17 protein-coding genes are annotated in these 20,812 nt (G+C 42.7%); 6 read left to right on the forward strand and 11 right to left on the reverse strand.

Features of this window, described 5'->3' with window-relative positions; genetic code table 11:
• Positions 1 to 31: 31 nt before the first annotated feature.
• Positions 32 to 2,047, reverse strand: a complete 2,016-nt coding sequence (gene speA, locus F8S12_RS30660; RefSeq protein ID WP_196520014.1) for a biosynthetic arginine decarboxylase — start codon at positions 2,045 to 2,047, stop codon at positions 32 to 34.
• 307 nt (positions 2,048 to 2,354) lie between these two features.
• Positions 2,355 to 2,558, reverse strand: a complete 204-nt coding sequence (locus F8S12_RS30665; RefSeq protein WP_196520015.1) for a hypothetical protein — start codon at positions 2,556 to 2,558, stop codon at positions 2,355 to 2,357.
• 61 nt (positions 2,559 to 2,619) lie between these two features.
• Here F8S12_RS30665 and F8S12_RS30670 point away from each other — a divergent pair, with 61 nt between their 5' ends.
• Positions 2,620 to 3,840 carry an RNA-guided endonuclease InsQ/TnpB family protein gene (locus tag F8S12_RS30670; RefSeq protein WP_196520016.1) on the forward strand — a complete coding sequence of 407 codons (1,221 nt, stop codon included), beginning with the start codon at positions 2,620 to 2,622 and terminating at the stop codon, positions 3,838 to 3,840.
• Positions 3,841 to 3,913: 73 nt separating this feature from the next.
• The gene (ndk, locus tag F8S12_RS30675) at positions 3,914 to 4,363 is read left to right on the forward strand and encodes a nucleoside-diphosphate kinase (RefSeq protein ID WP_196520017.1); all 450 of its coding nucleotides are present in this window, start codon (positions 3,914 to 3,916) and stop codon (positions 4,361 to 4,363) included.
• A gap of 183 nt (positions 4,364 to 4,546) precedes the next feature.
• Here the strand turns inward: ndk and F8S12_RS30680 are convergent, their stop codons facing one another.
• Positions 4,547 to 5,269: a TerC family protein gene (locus F8S12_RS30680; protein WP_196520018.1), complete on the reverse strand. Its 723-nt coding sequence runs from the start codon at positions 5,267 to 5,269 to the stop codon at positions 4,547 to 4,549.
• 273 nt (positions 5,270 to 5,542) lie between these two features.
• Here F8S12_RS30680 and F8S12_RS30685 point away from each other — a divergent pair, with 273 nt between their 5' ends.
• The 3 genes from F8S12_RS30685 (at position 5,543) to F8S12_RS30695 (ending at position 6,476) form a co-directional block, all read left to right on the forward strand.
• Positions 5,543 to 5,812, forward strand: coding sequence for a type II toxin-antitoxin system ParD family antitoxin (locus F8S12_RS30685; protein WP_196520019.1), 270 nt, complete (start codon positions 5,543 to 5,545; stop codon positions 5,810 to 5,812).
• 77 nt (positions 5,813 to 5,889) lie between these two features.
• Positions 5,890 to 6,126, forward strand: coding sequence for a DUF433 domain-containing protein (locus tag F8S12_RS30690; RefSeq protein ID WP_196520020.1), 237 nt, complete (start codon positions 5,890 to 5,892; stop codon positions 6,124 to 6,126).
• A complete protein-coding gene (locus F8S12_RS30695) occupies positions 6,123 to 6,476 on the forward strand; it encodes a DUF5615 family PIN-like protein (RefSeq protein WP_196520021.1) in 354 nt (117 codons plus the stop codon). The genes F8S12_RS30690 and F8S12_RS30695 overlap by 4 nt, the downstream gene beginning before the upstream one ends.
• A 20-nt stretch (positions 6,477 to 6,496) precedes the next feature.
• Here F8S12_RS30695 and F8S12_RS30700 read toward each other — a convergent pair whose 3' ends face one another.
• The 6 genes from F8S12_RS30700 to F8S12_RS30725 form a co-directional block, all read right to left on the reverse strand.
• On the reverse strand, positions 6,497 to 7,882 hold the full coding sequence (locus tag F8S12_RS30700) for an EH signature domain-containing protein (RefSeq protein ID WP_196520023.1): 1,386 nt from the start codon (positions 7,880 to 7,882) through the stop codon (positions 6,497 to 6,499).
• Positions 7,883 to 7,895: 13 nt separating this feature from the next.
• The gene (locus tag F8S12_RS30705) at positions 7,896 to 8,582 is read right to left on the reverse strand and encodes an OmpA family protein (protein WP_230968379.1); all 687 of its coding nucleotides are present in this window, start codon (positions 8,580 to 8,582) and stop codon (positions 7,896 to 7,898) included.
• Complete coding sequence (locus F8S12_RS30710) at positions 8,539 to 11,058, reverse strand: hypothetical protein (protein WP_196520025.1); 2,520 nt, start codon at positions 11,056 to 11,058, stop codon at positions 8,539 to 8,541. The genes F8S12_RS30705 and F8S12_RS30710 overlap by 44 nt, the downstream gene beginning before the upstream one ends.
• Before the next feature lie 25 nt (positions 11,059 to 11,083).
• Positions 11,084 to 11,431, reverse strand: coding sequence for a hypothetical protein (locus F8S12_RS30715; RefSeq protein WP_196520027.1), 348 nt, complete (start codon positions 11,429 to 11,431; stop codon positions 11,084 to 11,086).
• A gap of 349 nt (positions 11,432 to 11,780) precedes the next feature.
• Complete coding sequence (locus tag F8S12_RS30720) at positions 11,781 to 12,617, reverse strand: SWIM zinc finger family protein (protein WP_196520029.1); 837 nt, start codon at positions 12,615 to 12,617, stop codon at positions 11,781 to 11,783.
• 327 nt (positions 12,618 to 12,944) lie between these two features.
• Positions 12,945 to 15,158 (reverse strand): tetratricopeptide repeat protein, encoded by a 2,214-nt coding sequence (locus F8S12_RS30725; protein ID WP_196520032.1) that lies wholly within the window; start codon positions 15,156 to 15,158, stop codon positions 12,945 to 12,947.
• Between the two features lie 96 nt (positions 15,159 to 15,254).
• On the opposite strand from F8S12_RS30725, the gene F8S12_RS30730 reads away from it, so the two are divergent.
• On the forward strand, positions 15,255 to 15,578 hold the full coding sequence (locus F8S12_RS30730; RefSeq protein ID WP_196520034.1) for a hypothetical protein: 324 nt from the start codon (positions 15,255 to 15,257) through the stop codon (positions 15,576 to 15,578).
• A gap of 132 nt (positions 15,579 to 15,710) precedes the next feature.
• Here F8S12_RS30730 and F8S12_RS30735 read toward each other — a convergent pair whose 3' ends face one another.
• Both F8S12_RS30735 and F8S12_RS41165 read right to left on the reverse strand, forming a co-directional pair.
• A complete protein-coding gene (locus tag F8S12_RS30735; protein ID WP_331001464.1) occupies positions 15,711 to 16,775 on the reverse strand; it encodes a caspase family protein in 1,065 nt (354 codons plus the stop codon).
• Between the two features lie 102 nt (positions 16,776 to 16,877).
• Complete coding sequence (locus tag F8S12_RS41165) at positions 16,878 to 20,702, reverse strand: SNF2-related protein (protein WP_442946839.1); 3,825 nt, start codon at positions 20,700 to 20,702, stop codon at positions 16,878 to 16,880.
• Positions 20,703 to 20,812 lie beyond the last annotated feature (110 nt).

Here is a 20,812-nt window from a genome sequence, read left to right on the forward strand (position 1 = left end):
ATGCCCAATGCCCAATGCCCAATGCCCAATTCTAACTATTTAGATACGTATATCTTCGGAGACTCTGCTCGTATGTTTGTAGCAGTCGTTGAGATTCTGCTAGGGTGATGCGCTTTTCCTCTAAAGCTTTCTCGCAACGCTGGCGGATATTTTCCACCATATCTTCGGAGTCATACTGGACGTAGCTCACCACTTCGCTCATCGTGTCGCCCTTGACGACGTGTTCAATTTGGTAGCCTTTGGGTGTCAATTGAATGTGAACGGCGTTGGTGTCGCCAAATAGGTTGTGCAGATTGCCCATGATTTCTTGGTAAGCTCCATTCAGGAACATTCCCAAATAATAGGGTTCTCCGGGCTTGAAGGTGTGTAGTTCTAAAACCGATTTGACATCGCGCAGGTCAATAAAGCGGTCGATTTTACCATCACTGTCGCAGGTGAGGTCTGCTAAAATTCCTCGACGGGTTGGTTCTTCATCCAAGCGGTGGATTGGCATAATGGGGAATAGCTGATCGATCGCCCAGCAATCTGGTGCCGATTGAAACACTGACATATTCACGTAGTAGATGGAAGCCATAATTTTCTCTAGGTCTTCCAATTCATCGGGTACGTATTCTTGCTGTCTAGTGATGTTAAGAATTTTCTGACAACAAGCCCAGTAGAGGCGTTCGGCTTTGGCTCGTTCTCTGAGGCGTAAAATTCCTAAGTTGAAGCGGCTGATGGCTTCTTCTTTGAATTGTGCAGCGTCGTGGTACAACTCTTGGTAATTCTCTTTGTTGATGGATTGGTAGCTTTCCCAAAGATAATTAATAATTGGAGATTCTCCCTCTTGCGGAGGCTCTGGTGCGTCGAGGGGGACATCGCTAGTACTAAGAACATCAAAAACCAGCAGCGATTGATGGGAAGCGAGCGCTCGTCCACTTTCGCTAATCAGTGTTGGTACGGGAATCTGCCGTTCAGCACAGGTATCTTTTAACTCTGCCACGATGTCATTGGCATAGTTCTGCATGTTGTAATTTTTCGATGCATAGAAGTTGGTTTGGGAGCCATCATAATCTACGCCTAAGCCGCCACCAACATCAAGGTATTTCATATCTGCCCCCAACATGGACAATTCCACGTAAATGCGGCTGGCTTCTTGGATGGCATCTTTAATTACATTGATGGCAGAGATTTGTGAGCCAATGTGGAAGTGCATCAACTGCAAAGAATCGAGGAGGTTAGCTTCCCGTAACTTGTCAACAGCCTCGATTACTTCAGGCATTGTCAAACCAAATTTAGCGCGATCGCCGCTAGAGGCTCCCCAACGTCCCATACCTTGAGTACTGAGTTTAGCGCGAACACCTAATATCGGCTTAATACCTAACTGGCGGTTGGCATCAATCACCAAATCAACCTCTTCAATCTGTTCTAAGACGATGATTGGTGTTTGGCCTAGTCTTTGGGCTAACATTGCCGTTTCAATGTATTCTCGGTCTTTGTAGCCGTTGCAAACTAACAATGCTCCTGGTGTATCCAGGACAGCCAGAGCAATCATTAATTCTGGCTTAGAACCGGCTTCTAAACCAAATTGATGGGGCTTGCCAAATTTCACTAAATCCTCAATCAAATGCCGCTCTTGGTTGCACTTGACAGGAAACACGCCACGGTAGACACCAGGGTAATTGTAGCGGGCGATCGCTTTGGCAAAACAAGCGTTTAACCGCTCAATCCGGTCTTCCAAAATATCGGAAAAGCGAATCAACATCGGAAGTCCCAAGTTGCGATCTTTCATGGCGTTAACCAATTCAAACAAGTCCAGAGAACCGCCGCGATCGCCCTTGGGTGCAACAGTAACGTGACCAGCAGCGCTAATTGAAAAATAAGGTTGTCCCCAACCTTCAATCCGGTATAATTCTTCGCTATCCTCAATTTTCCAGGAGTGAGGTAAATCTCCTGTGGTAGTACTAGGTGGTAACAACTTTTTTTGTTTATGATTTTTCACTTCAAGTTTCTGTCCACTGGACGGTAGTACCACCTCGTCAGATATAGCAGTTGATTCAACACCCATTTATTCCTAACCTCTGTGTTACACCCACAAATTAACAATCTAGCGCATTCATTTGAGAATCGATATGCACCCAAGGTTAATTTCTGAGATAAACTCTGATTGGTCAGGAGTCAGGTGTCATTAGTCATTGGTTATTAGGCAGCTAGTTGCGTGCGCGGGTTCCCCCGTTGAGCAAACTGGTGTTCATTAGTGCAAAACCCTTGGAAAAAAGACAAAAAGAGAAGTCTGAGCGCTGGAAGCCGGCGTTCACAACTTCGGTGATACAGGACAATTGACCGAACAAGTCGCGGCGTGCAAGCCCCTAAATTTATTTATGGGGGTAAGCCGTAGGCGAATTTATTCGCCGTCCAAACTCTTCTATTAACTCACTGATACTAATTCCACGCTTTTGGGCTTCTTGTCGCATATTTTTCCAAGCTGTAGGCGTTATAACTATTTGATGTCTTTCTTTTACCTCATCATGTAATATTGGGATATTTTTTAATCTTTTTTGTCCTTTTTTAGTTGTCATTCTCTTAGATATTGTGTATTATCTGAATACATGCTAGCAAAAGAACGGGGGTGATAAATAAGTGTTGGTACTGGAATATAAGGCAGTCATCAAAAAACCCCAATCAACAGCGATAAACGAGGCTATTCGTACAAGTCAGTTTGTGCGGAACAAAGTGCTTAGATATTGGATGGATAATCGCGGCGTTGGTAAAAAAGAACTGTACCAGTACAACACTCAATTAAGAGCGGAATTTAAATTTGTCAATGATTTAAATAGTCATGCAACTCAAGCATCAGTAGAAAATGTAGAACGTGCTATTAACCGATTTTTTGATAACTGCAAGAAGAAAAAACAAGGGCTGAAAGGTTATCCCAGGTTCAAAAAACATAGTCGTTCAGTTGAGTACAAAGTTTCAGGCTGGAAGTTACACCCAACAAAACGACGGATAACATTTACCGATAAAAAAGGTATTGGTGAACTCAAACTATTGGGTAAATGGGATATTCATCAATACCCTGTTGAACTAATTAAACGAGTTCGGATTGTGCGTAGAGCCGATGGTTGCTATGTGCAGTTTTGCGTTAAGTCTGCCGACCTGTCGTATCCCCGTGGCGAGCTTCACATCAAAGTTGATAATCAACAAGACGCTTTGGCAGCCACATCAGAAATTGGAATTGACGTTGGATTAGAGTATTTCTACTCTGATAGTAACGGCAATCATGAAGAAAACCCGCGATTTCTACGCAAGGCGGAACTTGATATCAAGCGGGTTCAACGTAACATTTACAAGAAGAAAAAAGGGTCATCTGGTAGAAGAAAAGCGCGTGGTATTTATGCTCGGAAACATTTAAAAATAACAAGACAAAGGAATGAACACGCCAAGAGACTGGCGCGTAACTTAACTCTGGCTAACGCTAAGGTCGTCTTAGAGGATTTGAATATTTCCGGCTTGGTAAAAAACCACAAACTAGCCAAAAGCATAACGGATGCTTCTTGGTACAACTTCCGCCAGTGGCTTGAATACTTTGGAGAGAAGTTTGGGCGGGAAATAATTGCTGTCCCGCCACACTTTACTAGCCTTGAATGTAGTAACTGCGGTGCGAAAGTCCAAAAAACCCTCAGCACTCGTACTCATTCTTGTCCACATTGCGGATATGTCAAGCAACGAGATGTGAACGCTGCCAAAGTAATTTTAAGTCGTGCAAGCGCTACCGGAGGGCATCCGGGAAGTAACGCCAGTCGAGATGTTTCCTCTACTTCTGCTGGTCGAAAGACTCTCAATTGCAAGGAACGTCAATGACGCTGGAATCCCCCGCATTTATGCATGGGGAGTGTCAATAAACAAAAGTTTTATTAAGTTTTGGGAGATAGCAATGGAACGGACATTCTTAGCAATTAAGCCTGATGGAGTACAGCGTGGATTGGTGGGGGAAATTATCCGCCGCTTTGAAACTAAAGGCTTTACCTTAGTTGGGTTGAAGTTCCTGAAAGTCAGTCGGGAATTAGCTGAACAGCATTATGATGTTCACAAGGAACGACCATTTTTTGCTGGCTTAGTCGAATTTATTACTTCTGCGCCTGTGGTAGCGATGGTATGGGAAGGAGATGGTGTAATTGCTGCTGCTAGAAAAATCATTGGTGCGACGAACCCCTTAACAGCAGAACCGGGAACAATTCGAGGCGATTTGGGGATTAATATTGGTCGTAACCTGATCCACGGTTCCGATGCTCAAGAGACCGCACAACAGGAAATTGCTTTGTGGTTTAAAGATGAAGAATTGGTCAATTGGCAACCGCATTTAACACCCTGGTTGCACGAGTAATGGAGAGTTAGGAGTTAGGAGTTAGGAGTTAGGAGTTAGGAGTTAGGAGTTAGGAGTTAGGAGTTAGGAGTTAGGAGTTAGGAGTTAGGAGTTAGGAGTTAGGAGTTAGGAGTTAGGAGTTAGGAGTTAGGAGTTAGGAGTTAGGAGTTAAAAATTCATAACTCCTCACTCTTCACTCCTAATTTACTTTGAGACTTCGCTTTTTTCCGGTTCTACTTGGGGTAATTGGATGCCAACACGCTTGGCAAATCCCCAGCCTAAAATTAGGAAGATGGCAGTAATCATTAACCATTCTGGTGGAACTAAATTATCATTTACCACTTTCAACAACAAGCGCAAGCCCACCAAAGCTACAGTTATATAGCCTGCATCCTCTAGGTTTTCATATTCGTCTAGCCAACGGATAAATAATCCCGCCATGAATCGCAGTGCAATTATACCAATTGTTGCGCCCGTTAGTACCAGCCATTTTTCTTGAGAAACTGCGATCGCAGTTGTCACACTATCCAAAGAAAATGCTAAATCTGTAAGTGCAATCACGGGGATCGCTTGCAATAAGGAGTTAAAACGCGGCCCGTGATGATGATCGTCCTTGCTTTCTTCAGAGGTAAAGTGTTGAAATACCAACCACACTAGGTAAACACCGCCCAATAGTTCAAATTGCCAGAATTTTTGTACCCAGGTGGCGGTAAGAATCAGGGTGATTCGCAGCACATAGGCAACCAGTAAACCAAAGTTAAGGGCTTTACGCTCAAGTTCTTTGTCTTCCAGCCCCTGAGCGATCGCAGCGAGGGCGATCGCATTGTCAGCAGATAGCACCGCCTCTAAAAACACCAGGATCAGCAGAACTATCAGGGCTTCAACGCTGAAATGAAAGTGGAGGTTATCAAAAATTTGGTCTAGCATTCCGAGTTTCTCAAGCAGAAAAAATTAAAATTTGACAGGAACAGAAATTTGCATATTAAAAAGTGCAACAAATTGCTACTCTAATTCAGCTTAACGTGGTTGTGGTGCATTTTGAAGGGGGGTTGAATGTGTGCGATCGCCGTGCTACTTAAGTAATTTTAGTATTATTTTATATATTTAAAGCGAAAATATCTTACTCAATGCGATCGTAATGGACTGCCGTTATTTCGCTTCTAGAATTAGAATATGAGAACAAAAATATGGTAATAGTTTATGAATATTTCCTTAACGACCGAGCTTGAGCAGTTCATTCAAAGTCAGGTTGCAAGCGGGAAGTACTCCTTATCTGAAGAAGTGATTCTTGCAGGTATTAGGCTATTTGAGGAACGGGAACGTATTTATAAAAGTCGGTTTGAGGAACTGCAAAGGGAAATTATGATTGGGGTTGAGCAACTTGATCGCGGAGAACGACTTGACAGTAGAGAAGTAATCGAGCAACTGCGTCAAAAGAACCAAACTTTAAGAAAGACTCAGGCACAATAATGAGTTTATATTTTCTATCGCCTTACAAGCACTATAACTTCATTAGGTGAACGTAACTTTTGTGGATTACTGACAGCATGGATAACACACTTCTACAACGCATCACTCATAATCCAAATATCTGCCACGGTAAACCCTGTATTCGAGGACTTCGTTATCCAGTTGAGTTTATTTTGGAATTGCTCGGTTCTGGTATGAGTACTGAGGAAATATTGGCAGATTATGACGATTTAGAATCTGAAGATATTTTGGCTGTCTTGTTATTTGCGGCTCGACTCAGCCAAGTCAAAAGCATTCATCGAATTGCCTCATGAAATTTCTTGTCGATGCTCAGTTACCAGTTCATCTTGCCCGTTTTCTCAAAACTTCAGGTTATGACACGATCCACACCAGAGACTTACCACGGGAAAATGCTACGCCAGATAATGAGATTAATGCTGTATCAATTCAACAAAATCGGATTTTAATTACCAAAGATGTGGATTTTGTCAACTCTTTTTTAACGGTTCAGGAACCTTATAAACTACTTTTAATAACGACAGGCAATATCAATAACTCAGAATTAGAATCCCTATTTATAGCTAACCTCCAATGTGTAGTTGAATTGTTTAAGCAGCATTCCTATATTGAAATAAATCGAGACACCATTATTGTGCATCAGTAGTCTCTATAAAATTTCTAACATCACACATAGACTCGATGTTGCCGTTCCAGATATTCAATTTCTCTTTTCCACCGCCCAAGCCTGTTTTCTCGCTGTTGTAATTGATCTGCTGTCGGGTTTCTGTAAGGTTCAGTACCTGGATTTGGGTTAATTCCCTTATTTGCAAGCCATTGGCGGCAAAAGAATTGCCAAAGAAATTCATGATCGTGCTTATCGCCACCCAGACAACGAATCCGCTTGACTGAAAGCGTGGATTCATCAAAAAGGCTTTGCTCATTTCTAGAATTTTTCGGAAACAGGCGTGTCTCACTACCTCTTCCACGAAAGAATTCGACTACAAACCACTCACCAAAATCAAATATACAAACCTCTGTCGGGTCGCTACCATCATCCTCTAATAGATCAACATCACCTTGGATTTCATACCCTATAGCAATTTGTGATGTCTTGGGTAACAAGATACGAAGCCGTTCAAAGCGGTTACTGTAATTAGCCCAAAAATCCCTGCGACTACATAGCCGATTTGACTCGAAGTTTTCTAAATCCAGCTTGTTCAATATGAGATTTACTAACTTTTGGAAATCACCATAATTGATACCTCCAATCCACTCTCGAAGTCTTTGCCTTGCTGGATCTGAAAGTTTATACCAATTTTCACCATTTCTATAGTTATCTCTCAACCAATCAACCAGTAAAGAATGATTGGTTGCTATATCATTAGAAACATTAGTCAGCAAATGATTAACAGCTTTTATTTGCTGACTCTCTGACATTTCATCCAAACAACTTAACAACCATTTTACTTGCTGCCGATTTGGAGAACGAATTGTAGTAAAATAGGGAGTTATTTCTTCTAAAAATCTGCTGAATAATGGAATCCAAAGAGGTAAATCTTCTTTGATTGTGTTTAGCAATTCAGTTCTATTAATACGCTGTTCACAAGTAATTTTTGCTAATTCTATACCTGCTTGTTTACTGCGAAACGCCCGAATAATTTGAACTGGTAGCAGGTGACTAACTAAGTCAGAATTAGCAAAGATATCAAAAGTTTCAGCTAAAGACTTTGCTAACACCTGTTCTTGCCAATCACCATAATAAAGAGCTATACGCCACAATAGCTGATGTTGCAACCATGAGTTAGAAATTGCTACCTTCCAAATGGCTACTGATGTTTTCCTGGATCGGTCAATATTTTGCTGATCCCACTGTGCTTTAGCATGAATGCAGTAAACCCAGTCCAACTTACTTACTTGATCAGCTTTACCCTGTTCAATAGCTTGCAATATTTTATCAACACTTGGTATTGATATTGTTGCATCTGGTAAGTTATTTGCAAGTTGAATAAGTTGATTAGGACTACATTGGGGAGTTTCAGGCAGGGAAGGAATGGAAAACTGAGAATTCAATGTTTTAGCTCCTTTAAAGAGAGGTTTTTACAATATCTTTCTTTAACTCATCACTGCGAAACTGAAAGCGGAAAACTACCTTGCGATCGCCTGGATTATCACGTTTTTCGTCAGATTCAATTTCTCCCCGACCAGCAGCCAATATTTTCTGGCTTAAAGGTGCTTTGGTAGGGAAATTCATATCATAAAAAATGTAGTTGTAAACTGATGATGATCGCAACAAGCTTAGTTGTAAATTAGTTTTATCGTCTCCGTCTGAGCTAGTGTGACCTTCTATAACTACGCGGCTAATTTCCTGCTCAAATTCTGGTTTTGAGAAAATAACCCCACTGTAAACAGGAATAAAGCGACGTAGGAAGGCTTTACCTTCTAGTTTAAGTTCTGTACTTCCCTTGGCAAAAAGAATTGATTCTTGGATACTGACATCCCCAGTTTCCGGGTTTACTTTGACATTGATATTGTTGCTTTTCATCTGTCCCACAACATTACCAATTACTACCCGTTTTGGTACATCCTTTTGTGCAAGCTGGAGTAGTGCAGTAATAAATAGCAAAGCAAAAAACATTAGTAAACCAGACATCAGATCGCCAATAGACAGATAGATACTAGAGTCATCATCTTCTATAATATCTGCATCAATTTCACCTCTGATAAAATCATCCATGATTGCTTCCACCATTACCAAATTGGCGGTTATCATGTGCAGCAGCTAGCACTTTTGCTGTCTCTAGCAAACCTCCGCAAACTCTAGCCATAGAAGTATCTGCTTGTTGGAAAAAGCTTAACTGTGAGTCAACAGTCCTTTGCATAGAAACTTCGAGATGACCCTGCCAAGACTGAAGGCTATTGTCAAATTTTTGATTCAAATCCCTGTATGAATTGTCTACTATTTGCACTTGTTGACCAATACCACGAGCAAGATTTTCTAGTTGCATTAGTCGTTGTGCATCATTTAATCCAGCTGCACTAACTAATCTGTTAATTTGTTCGACAGACCTCTGAATGTTAATCATACTTTCGTCTACTTCTCGAGTCAATTCACTACGTCTTTCAAATTCCTCTCTGAAGACTTGATCAAGATTGTTCACAACCCCAGATAATCCTTCCTGTTGTCTGCCTAGTGTCCCCTCAAGTAAGTTGTTTTGTTGTTGAAAGAATGTCTGTAAATTTGTTTGATATTCTTCCCTAAATCTTGTCAAATCATCTTCTACTGTATGGCGAGTTGCTGTGAGTGTCGCATCAATATTTACTAAAGTAGCCAGAAGATTATCCCTCGCGTCATTCATCAATCCAGAAGCTTGATTACCCACTGTTTGTAGAGTATTAGTTTGCTCATGAAAGGTTCTATTTGCTTGCGTGAGAATTTGGATAATTCCAGTCCGAGTAGCTTGAAGCATCTGCTGTTCTACTGTTGCGCGTTCTTGTAGCGCTGTTTGAAGTTCCTCTCGAATTCCCCGGAAGGTAACAGCAGCTTGTACTGCACTGGCTTCAAAAGCACTTCGCTGGGCTGTCATTCCTTCGATACTCTGAAGTACAGCTCGATTAATTTCGTGAGATGTTTGTTGTATAACTCCTGTAGTTTCAGTTTGGAATTGACTCAAAGTTTGCCCCATATTGTTAGCAAATCCTTGAAGCATCTGCTGTTCTACGATTGCGCGTTCTTGTAGCGCTGTTTGCAGTTCCTCTCGAATTCCCCGGAAGGTAGCAGCAGCTTGTACTGCACTGGCTTCAAAAGCACTTCGCTGGGCTGTCATTCCTTCGATACTCTGAAGTACAGCTCGATTAATTTCGTGAGATGTTTGTTGTATAACTCCTGTAGTTTCAGTTTGGAATTGACTCAAAGTTTGCCCCATATTGTTAGCAAATCCTTGAAGCATCTGCTGTTCAACTGTTGCGCGTTCTTGTAGTGCTTTTTGCAATTCTTCTCGAATTCCCCGGAAGGTAGCAGCAGCTTGTACTGCACTGGCTTCAAAAGCACTTCGCTGGGCTGTAAGTCCTTGAATACTTTGGTCTACGGCTCTATTAATTTCGTCGGCTGTTTGTTGTAAAACACCTTTTGTATCTGTTTGAAATTGATTGAGAGTGTCTCCCAAATTCTTAGCAAATCCTTGGAGTTCGACCAGAGTTTCTTTTTGAAAGTTCTGAATTGTCAAGATGGAACTTGCCAAACTTTGAGATATACCACCCAATTCTCTATGCAGGGTCAACACTGCGGTGGAAGCTTGTTGGGTTAACTCTGCACTTTTATCTAACCGATCTGCAATGGGTTCGAGTACCTGAATTCGCAAATCTTTGATGAGTTCTTCTAAAACTCTCTGTCCCTGGTTTTCTTGAATTTCTCGAAGTTTTTTCTGTTCTTTGAACATTGCTTCCAAGGCTGGCTTAATCTGCTGACCTACAGCTTGACCTATAGCTTGGGCTGACAACTGATTTAAACCTGCGAATTGTTCTGCAATACTCCTACCTACAGCTTGACCAATGCCTTCGGCATTTAGCTGCTTTAGTCCGGTCAAGTTTTTTGCTACAAGACTAAGTGCTTCAGCTACTTCATGGTTGTCGTTCTCTGCGGTTTTTAAAGTTGCGATCGCCTTCAATTTCTGACGCAAACTATCACGTCGTTTCTGCCGTAGCGAATTACACCCAAACAAAACTAAAGTAAACAAGCTACCAGAACCAAGCCCCATCAAGGAAGTAGAAAAAGCTGTTTTCATTCCTACTAGTAGCCCTTTACTGGCAGTCATCAATTCTTTAGGATTTTCTGTAGATAAATTGATTCCTTGCAGTCCCTCTTGTATACCATAAAAGGTTCCTAAAACGCCGATGGCAGTACACAAGGTTATTACAAAATGCAAGGAAGTTCGAGGTATTGGGTGGGCTAAGACCGATGGATACTTTATCAGTATGAAATTACCATCTTGTTGTTTGAATCTACTAAAGTCATCGGTTCCTAGATGCTCTTTTAACCAGGGACGAACTTTGTCTAAAAGCTTTACATTCTTTCCCTTTTTCAAATTACTCAAAAATTTAATTGAGGTTCCAGTTATGCCACACTCTGAGCGCCAATACTGCCATAATGTGTAAAGTTCGACAAAAATTGCAACTACTAATACAAAAGCAGTTGCCCAATGAAAAGGTTCGTTATCCCAAATAATGTCCCAAACTTTTGCTATTTCCACGCTGCACCCCTCTTGTTTCTCTTGGTTATATCTTTTTGAATTTCTCTAATTCTTTATCCGTAAGAACTTCTTCAGCTATCCGAATTGGCAGATGTTCTGCATACAGGCGGTTTCCTATAGGTTCTCGGAGACATAAGCTGTAAACGGGTTCACCTTCTGATTGTTCATCTTCAATTAGATAAACCTGTTCTGGTGCATAGCTTCGCAACAAACGTACTTGCAAACAGGTTTTTAAATCCTGCGAAGAAGTAGATAGGGGTGAATCATGTCCAAATAATTCACAAGCTACTTTCCAAGCGTGGTTAACTGCCACAATCTCATTAACCAATTTCTCCACAGAGGGGTACAAAAGTTCCGCAGTTTCATGAGTCAATGCTTTTAACCTACTTACCTAAGATTCGATAGGTTTATTGTTCCCAAATATGGAAGCTTATTTAACTTTTTTGTTAAAGCTATATTGATAAAAGTAATTTTTGATGCCAAACTGCTTTTTGGGCGTTGAAAAGTTGTATTGTATGTTACGGCTTTTGTAACGCACCGAAAACTGAAATGGTGCGTTACGCTAACGCGGTAACACTACAGCTATAGCGGTTTTATACTTAATATTTTCCAGGATATGCTAGAGAAAAAATAAAGAAAGCAGACCTTGTTTATAAACTGTAGGTGGCTCTGATATCAGGAAAATCTTTTTTTAATTTGGACTTATTCAACCTAAAATTCGGTCAGTTTCCTCCCACATTCATCGCTGCTAAAACAGCCTTCTGGCTCACATCTCTGTAAACTGTATTCAAATACTTCATTACCACATCACTCGAAGTTGAATTTACTGCATTTTCCTCTTCCTTCGCTAGGGGAATCGCTCCCAATACATCTAATACGGTCTCGCTACTGGACGGTACAATTACTACTAAGGATGACTCTAGTGGCTCATTATATTGCCAGAAAGAATCAATTTTTACCGAGTATTTGTTATTAGAAATTGACTGTTGAATATCAGGCGCTTCTATATTAGTGGGTTCAATCTTGGCACTACGTAACTGACGTAAATCGCTGATAATTTGCTCTTTGGTACGTCCGCGCAATTGAAATAATACAAAGGGGTCTTCACTGAAGCGATCGCCTAACTGATAGTATACTGCACCAATATGTTTACAAGGATTTACTTTATCAGGGCAAGAGCATTTACTCTGGACATCGCCAAGGGTAAAAGGAAATATCGAAAGACCATTAGCTGTGAACACTTCTTCAATGTTTTGTGGCATTTCTCCTGCTAGTAGCTTGGCAGCAAAAATTGCCCTTTGGGACATGGTTTCAATTATATAACTCCACTGTTCATCGCTAAATGGTTCAAGGGAAAGGGAAACTTTATAAGGTTCTACTTCACTACCTTGCACCCTAGCCAATACTTTCGCACCTTTAAATTCGATGCTCAAAACATTTCCTTGACGAGAATAATTTCTTGCACGTTCTAAACGCTTTTTAAAGCGATAGGAATCTAGCAAATCTAGCCATTGTTGTGACCACCATTCGCGGCTTGCTTGTAATGTGTAATCAGTCATAAGTCAATTTAAAATATGGAATGAATGGGTTGGTATCATTTTGTGACAGTTATAGCGGTTCTCGCTTGGGTAAAGTACAGTTTTGACCTCTCTCCAAACCTCTCTCCTACAAGGAGAGAGGCTTTGAATCTTACTCCCCTTCCCTCGTAGGGAAGGGGTTGGGGGTTAGGTCTGTATTGGACTCAACTGCAAACCGCTATATCTCAAACTATGACGTTTATCGTTGGGAGCATATCAGTTTCGCAAATATACGCCTACAGATTGGGAATCTGACACTGGGACGTAAAACCTTAAATTAATTACGAATTACGAATTACGAATTACGAATTATTCAATCCCCGCCTTGCCCCGCAACCGCTCAACTAATTGGCGCGTCCAATCCAAGTCCTGAGCGCGCAGGCGCTCTTGGATTTCCAGAGCAGCCAGTGCCAAAGGTAGCGCATCTGTGTAGTGTCCCTCCTCTTCCAGAACTAGCGCCAGCCCCACTTGAGCGCTAGCCACCAAATCTTGTCGTCCCACTTCCTGCGCTAAGGCTAACCCACGCTCGTACCAAAGGCTGGCTTCTGTAGAGCGATCGCGGTTAAGGGCGAGAAGTCCTAAGTTATTACAGTAAATTGCTTGTCCTTGTTTATCTTCTCGTTTTTCTTCTATCGCTAATGCTTGCTTGTAGTAAGACTCGGCGCGATCATATTGTCCCTGCTTTCGCGTAACTCCTCCCAGATCGTTGAGGACGATCGCTTCACATTCTTCATCCTCCAACTCTCGGTAAATTGCTAACGCCTCCTGGTACAGCCGCTCCGCCTCTGCCCAGTCCTGGCGTTGCTCTGCAATCACTCCTTGCAACCGAATTGCAACACCCTTGTCCCGACGGTTGCCGCCCCGCTCCATCGCTTCTGCCATCTGAGCCGCCCAACTTGCTGCCCGATCTGTCTCTGCGCGATTGTAGTAAATCCAGGCAACATTATAGGCTCCCCAACCAGCATCACTCCACTGACTCAGCGCCTTTCCTGCCTGATATCGCCACTCACTCAGGCGCACCCGCTCATCCCAGTAGCCTCGAAAGAAGAGAAAGTTATACAAAGCGTTTTCCAAATCTATGAGCATCTGAGCAGCCTGTGAGTCTTTCAACGTACCGGGGATACCAGCCATCTCCCGCAGGGTTGTCGCCACGCCCTCTAAGTTCTGCCACTCGGCTTCCAGCTTGTCATAGGTTTTGTAGGCATCTTTGTCGTAACCCCCGTACTTCTGGGCAAAGTCCACCCAGTAGCGGAGAACTTTGCGTTGGGCGCCAGAATCAAACCAAATTCCACTTAGGGGTGCAGTCCCAACAGTATCCGTTCCGCCCACAGCTGCCCGGATATATGTGCGAGTGAGGGGGTGCAGTCCAAACCGTTCTCCATCCAAGTCATTTACCAAAGATAGAGTTACCAACCGCTCTAAAGAAACTTGGATCTCAGTTATGGCCAAATCCGTAGCATCTGCCAGTGCTGCGGTTTTTGCTGGTGTCAGGAATACAACTAGGGCAGACAACACTGTGCGATCGCTTTCAGAGAGAGTTTTGGCAGCATCGGCAAACAAAAACCCATAGAGATCGCGAGATTTGGCGGCATTCCGCAACCGCTCTAAGGCAACACTGATCGAGTAGCCTTTGTGTGCCACCTGTCCTAATGTCCAATCCAGCGCTAGGGGATTGCCACCAGACGCTTCATATAAAGCGGTCAATATCTCTGGCTTCGTGGCGTTTAGTTCCTGGGCTAGATGGGTGTGCGATCGCCCCTTCGCCTGCATTAATTCCAAAGCTTCTGCCTCTGAGAGACGATCTAAGCGGATGGTGAGAGCGCTTTCCCCAGTGCGGCGGCGGCTGGTAATGATCGCTTTGTTGGGGGTAGGCAGTTTCCGCAAAAACTCGCCAATCATCTCGCGTTCTTCTGCATTCAAGGTTTCCAAGTTGTCCCAAATCAACAGAGTGCGCCGTCCCCGCAGTGCATCGAGAAGGGCACGGCGGCGTTCTGTGGAATTAGTCATTTTCACAATATCTGTTTGTCCCAACCCCTTGGCAAATTCCCGGCAGAAGCTATCGAGGGAAGACAGGGCAAGGGTTTCTTCCCGCACTCCCTCAGATGAGAGCCAGGTAGTCTTGGCAGAAACAAACAGGTAGGCATCAAACAAGGCTTGCTTACGGGCATCGTGTGCTACCTCCAGCGCCAACGCCGTTTTACCCATGCCACCAATACCATCAATCGCCACACCCCAACCGCGTTCCTCTGGTGAAAGTGCCTCCAAACAACGAGCGATTTCTTGTTTCCGTCCCACAAACACATCGTTATAGCGGGGCAGATTATCGGGCACACTTGCTGGGTGCTTTTCCTGTAACTGGCTTAATCGCGCCTCTAAGCTAGTGACTTCTTTTTGTTTTTCCTCCAGTTCGATTTGCAAATCTACTGGAACTCGAATCCCAAAACTAGCTTTTTCCTCCTCTAATATCTGGAGGGCGCGACAAGCGCGGTTGAGAGTTCGCTGTAGTGCTTCTTGATTATCCATAAAGTTATATAAAAAATAAATCTAATACCAAACATAGAGATCCCCCTTAAAAAGTGGGACTTCAAGAAACTCTCTTGCCCCCCTTTTTAAGGGGGGTTGGGGGGATCAAAAGCCTGTGGAGCAACTCTAGTCTTTCACAGTATCCTCCAGAACTCGGCAGTTCATGCTCGGAACTCGGACGTTCGTGCTCAGAACTCGGAAGTTCATGCTCGGAACTCGGACGTTCGTGCTCAGAACTCGGAACTTCGTGCTCAGAACTCGGCAGTTTGTGCTTGGAACTCGGCAGTTTGTGCTCAGAACTCGGCAGTTTGTGCTCAGAACTTGGCAGTTCGTGCTCAGAACTCGGAACTTCATGCTCAGAACTCGGAACTTCATGCTCAGAACTTGAAACGAGAAAAATCATCGTCGGCTATATTTTAATACGCTTGGGTTAAGATCCCCCCGCCTCCGGCGACCCCCTTAAAAAAGGGGTAAAAGAGATATGAGCAAGCCTTTTTAAGGGGGATTTGGGAGATATCCGAACACTAAATATGCGTATTGGGCTATATTTGCTTAATCCAATCCTGTTCTTTGATGCCGGGACTCTAATTCAATTACCTGGCGGCGTTTCTCTTCCAATTCAATCTGCAAATCCACTGGAATCCGAATTCCAAAGGAAGCAGCTTGTTCTTCCAAAAATGCTAACGCTCGTTTTGCTCTTGCTAGTGCAGGTGTTACCACTTCTTGATCAGTCATAATTTTAGGCAAGTCCGAGACTGGGGTTAAATTTGGCAGTCCCTTCCCTCCCCGCAGCATGGCAATAGGAAAATCTTCCATCGCCGTATCAAAAAACGGAGTCTGTTCTGCCTGACGTTGGGTTTTAGCGCTCTCTGGCACGGTTTTACCCAAATGATTGATCAGGTTTGAGAGCATGACTTTGGAATCCCCTGGTTGATTAGCCGCTCCCCGCAATGCCTCAATTAGATGATAAGTATAGAGGCTCATGGTTCCATCACGACGTATGTAAGAACGCTGATTGCCCCTAGAGGAAGTAAACACCGCCCGTCCTTCGCCCTGCTTCAAGGCATCGATTACCCCCTTGGGCAATGCCGTAGCGATAAAGTCAGCAGGTAGTTCTCCCTTAGCAGTAGCCATACCTTCGGCGTGGCAACTATCAATTACCACCCACAACCGCTTTGCTTGAATCTGCCGCAAAGCTTGAGTAAATTCTTGGGCAGACAGAGCGGTGTTAGCTATGTCTGTGGAATTGAAGTCATGTTGGAGCAGATAATAGCACTGACTTGATAAGTCAAAGCACCCATGCCCAGAGTAAAAAACTACAATTGTTGCATCTTTATCAGCAGCAGCCTTTTCCTCTAACCACGTTAATCCATCCAAAATTGCGCTGCGCGTCGTCTGCTCATTCTGCAATAAGCGAATATGTTCTGAATCGTCCAGATAGGCACACAAGTTTGGGTCGATTAGCACCGTCTTTAGGGCTTGCACATCTTTAACTGTGACAGGCAATGACCATCGGGATTCGGCTGTTGTGCCAATCCCAATTAACAATGCATAACCGTGAGCAAAGTGGTTTAACATGATGGCACAGGCTAAAGAAGAAGGTGTAATATTTTTCACTAATATCACATATTTAACTTAGTAGTCTGTCTCATTAATTTTACTAGGTTCGTAGTGAGCGATTTATCGCTCAATACAAGGACTAAAGTCCTTACTACGAACTTATTCTGCATCATCGTCAATTAATGCACTGCGATCAAGTAGTAGCAAGTTGCGGAGTTGATCTGTATTCATTTCAGTTAACCACTCTTCGCCAGCACCCACAACTTGTTCAGCTAGTTGTTTCTTGCTTTCAATCATGTCATGAATTTTTTCTTCTAAAGTGCCAGTGCAAACAAATTTATGTACTTGCACATTCCGGGTTTGACCAATCCGAAATACTCTATCCGTGGCTTGATTTTCCACGGCTGGATTCCACCATCTATCAAAGTGGAATACATGATTTGCTCGTGTTAAATTCAGTCCTACACCTCCCGCTTTTAGAGAAAGAATCATAATTGGAGGGCCTTGAGGATCGTGCTGGAAACGGTCGATCATTTCCTCTCGTTGTTTTTTACTAGTGCTGCCATATAAAAAGAATATTTCTCGTCCTAATCGTTTTTCTAAATGAGGTTTAAGTAACTTACCCCACTCAGCAAATTGTGTAAAGATTAAAGCGCGATCGTTTTCTGCTAAAACTTCTTCTAACATCTCTTCTAACCGCAGAAGTTTGGCTGAGTTATGTTGCTCCAATGTCGCTTGTTTCAAATATTGGGCTGGGTGATTGCAGATTTGTTTGAGTTTGATTAGTAAAGCCAAAATCATCCCTCGACGTTGCAATCCTTCAGCAGAATCTATCTCTGCTAAAGATGCTTCTACAACTTGTTGATAAAGTGCTGCTTGTTCACCAGTAAGACCACAAAATACGGTCATTTCTTGCTTATCTGGCAAGTCTTGAATAATGTCGCGATCGCTTTTCAATCGCCGCAGTATAAATGGTTGCACTAATGAACGTAACTGAGCCAAAGAAGCCGTATCTCCATACTTTTCAATTGGCATAGCAAATCGACGCTGAAAAAATTGTTTAGTGCCTAAATATCCTGGATTCAGAAAATCTAAAATAGACCATAATTCTTGCAGTCTATTTTCTACTGGTGTCCCCGTCAATGCAATGCGAAATGTAGCTGATAATTCTCGTACTGCTTTTGACTGCTTCGCCTCTGGATTTTTCACATTCTGGGCTTCGTCTAAAACAATTATCTGCCAAGAGACATTTTGTAATGACTTAATATCTCGATGAAGAAGTGAGTAGCTGGTGACGATTAAATCATGCTTTTTAACTGATTCTAAAAACGCCTTTCCTTTCGGTCGTTTGTCACCGTGATATTGCAAAATTTTCAGGCTTGGTGCAAATTTATTGACTTCCCTTTCCCAGTTGCCTAAAACAGAAGTTGGACAAACCAATAGAGTTGGATTTTCTAGTGCATCTTGTTCTTTTAAGTGCAGCAGAAAAGCAATGAATTGGACAGTGTTATGGCAAATAATATTGTTACCAACAAAATTATGATGTTCACTAACTTCAAAGTCATAAACCCATCCATCATAATCTATGTCCTCTATTGATTCTATCCGGCAATAAAATACCTCTTGGTCGAGAAGACATTGCAAAGACTGTCTGTTTAAGCTCAACTGTTCTACATCTAGGTTGCCATAGGCTGACAAAGTTTGAGTTGTCCACTTGGAAGGTTTTAGTAACTTATATTGCTCTTGGGCTTCTCCGCTAATCATGCGGTTCATCCCTGCTATTACTCGCTGTAAACTATCTTTAGAAAATTGCTGTGAGCCATTAATATAAACAGTGTTATGCATCCCAAAATGCCGCAACGGTAGTCCCGTTGTTCTGACTGTTTGGGCAACAATATCAGAAGCAGGAATTCCTTCAATATTTGTGTTGCTTTCCAATTGACAAATTTGCTCTAACTTCTGCTGTTTTTCTGAGTTACTAAAACCGATTTCTTGCAAAAATCTGCGGGCAGAATTTCCACCAATTACACCAATATAGTAGGTGCGTAAAGTACAAGTTCCATTAGTGGCACACTTCAGTTTGGACGATATTCGTAACCAGATGCCGAAGCGCCGCAACAGTGCAGAAAGTTGCTGAATTAGTAAAGCTGAAGCTGTCGCAATTTCGATACTCCCCATACTCAAAACAACGGCAGACTCAGCATCAAAATAGTTTTGTAAAAATATCTGCACACTATCCAAGTCTGCCTGCATAATGAAGGGCGGAATGGATTTTTCTGCCGATAGTTTCCCCCAAACATAACCTTTAGCTTCTAAAAATCGTCGATAGGCTTGGCTGTTAACTCGAAGACAAGAAACTCTGTTAGGGAAGGTGCAGATATTAGGACTGTTAATTTTGAGGTTATAGCGCTCTTTAATGCGTTGGCAAGTCTGGAGTAGATCCTCTAATACTTTGGTGTCTTTTTGGGATATTGTGACTCTTCCCACATTGGGTAATTCATGCCCTTCGGCAATCTGCCAAGCAAGAAACTTGACTAAATCAGGGTCTTGTGGTTGCCCATTCCAAAGCGTTTTACCTGGTACACAAACGTAATCACCCACCTGTAAGTTATTTGTCCAACCTTTACTTGTCAGCAACTTATGACGATGAGTGATAGTGATACTATTACCGTCTTCTAACGTGATTTTTCGTAATTTCTCGCAGACTTGCTGCCGATACAACCGTTTGACATTAGCTTGGACAATTTTGCCAGTTTTTTCATCTATGGAATTAACTAATAATTGCTCAGTGGGGTTAGCCCAAAATCCCTCGCCGTCAAATTCTGTTTCTCCAGCGTGAGTTGTCCAGATTGTCTCGGCTGTGCGTAACAGTCCATTTACATTTACTAAAGTATCATTCGCTACGCATTTACCGAGTCCCATGTCGTCTGCGAGACACGCACCCAAACCCCAACGTTCCAAGAAGGATAACCAAGCAGCACCTCGTTCTTGATAAGGTCGCAACTGTCCTTGAAAGCCTGCTGGTGTGGGCAAAGGTGCGATCGCTTGGTTATTATTTAGCGCTCCAATCAACTCTTGCAATGCCCCAGATGCTTCAAAGCTAACCACTGGTAATTTTTCAATTACCTGGGTATCCCCTGTACTGAAACGCAAGGCATCTTCCAAGGAAAGTGCCATTTGGTCTTTGCGAGTGGTAAAAAAAGTTTGGGCTGTCTTGATATCTTGCGATCGCAATTCTACCCACTCGCCGTTAATTTCCACTAGCGGACTATTTAAAGCCACAAGTTTATCAAACTCAGCTTTGGAAATAGTTTGTCCCCCAATTGCCAATTGCCATTGGAAATTTAGTAGACTCTGCAATCCTAAACGTCCCTGCTTTGTCTTTGGGGTTTCAGCAGTAATTTTCAAACCCAAACGGTTCGCCCATCCTTCACGGTTGGCTAAACTGGGAGGCAAAATTACTCCCAAACCACTGTCTTCCAATCTCCAAGCAACAGCCTTAATAAACTCATAAGCTTGGATGGGATTGAGATGAGAATATTGGGGATATTCGGTTTCAAAACTGGCTACTATTGTTGGATATAATCGGGAAGCTAGCCCCAAACCTCGCAAAAATGTTTCTTGTGGCTGCTCAATTGTCCGCTTTTCATAAACCAATCGTTCAACTGGATTATTCCAAATAGTTGCCGCATCCACTAAAAATTCTAGATTGTCAGCCGCTTGCAGGAAATACGCCAATGTCCAATCTGTTTCGCCAGACTCAGGAGAACGCAATTGAAAACAGGTACGAAACAGAGTTTTAAGAGTTAATTGGTATTGTAGCGGCATAGTCCAAGCCTTTAAGGCCGCTTCTAGTCGTTCCACTTCAATTGCATCTGCATTAACTGTATGAGATGCACTATTTAAAGCTTGCAACCACTGTCGTACCCCAGATGGTAAAGATCCAATTGCTTTAGCTTCCATTGGAGGCTGTGAACTCGCCATCTCTCGCACTTGGGCATCTATCGTACTGTTGAGAAATCCCAAAAGTAATTCTTGAGGTTCAATTGGAAAGTCTACATAGATTGGGCATTGGGCATTGGGCATTGGGCATT

It is taken from the genome of Nostoc sp. WHI (genome assembly GCF_015714725.1).
GTDB lineage: Bacteria > Cyanobacteriota > Cyanobacteriia > Cyanobacteriales > Nostocaceae > Nostoc.